Annotated in this window: 1 protein-coding gene; it reads left to right on the plus strand. The window is 29.3% G+C overall.

The annotated features are described in order from the left end of the window. On the plus strand, positions 1-656 hold a 656-nt coding region (locus B1729_RS20360; protein WP_163634629.1), incomplete at both ends, for an ABC transporter transmembrane domain-containing protein.

The raw sequence follows: 656 nt of genomic DNA on the forward strand, positions 1-656 counted from the left end.
CAATTATTGTACTTTTTGGATCAATCTTTTTTTTATTTATGTTAGATTGGCAAACTGCACTAGTTGCTCTTGTTTCAATACCACTATATATTATTTTAATAATACCAATAAGCAATATAATGCAAAACCTTTCTTATAAAACTCAGCTTGAAACTGCTAAAGTTAGTGGTATAATATCGCATGTTTTATCTGAAACAAAACTAGTTAAGCTTTCAAATTCAAGTGATAAAGAATTTCGCCACACCAATTCTCACTTACGCAACATTTATCATCTAGGCGTAAAAGAAGGTATTATCAACTCTATTGTAGTTCCTCTTTCTACAATAATTATGCTAATTTCAATGGGAGGTATTTTAGGTTTCGGAGGATATCGAGTAGCATCTGGAGCCATATCTCCTGGTACTTTAATTGCTCTTATTTTTTATATGACTCAACTAACCGAACCTATCGAAAAAATATCCAGCCTTTTTACAGGTTATAAAAAAACTGTAGGTGCAAGTCAAAGACTCTCTGAAATACTAAACGAGGAAGAAGAAAATTTAAATAATACCAATTATAAAATTTCAAATTCTGTAGATTTATCATTTAATAACGTGTCTTTCAGTTATGATGAAAATAATGTTGTTTTCAATAATTTATCTTTTACTATACCGAAA

The organism is Microbacterium sp. B35-04 (genome assembly GCF_010634885.1).
Lineage (GTDB): Bacteria > Actinomycetota > Actinomycetes > Actinomycetales > Microbacteriaceae > Microbacterium.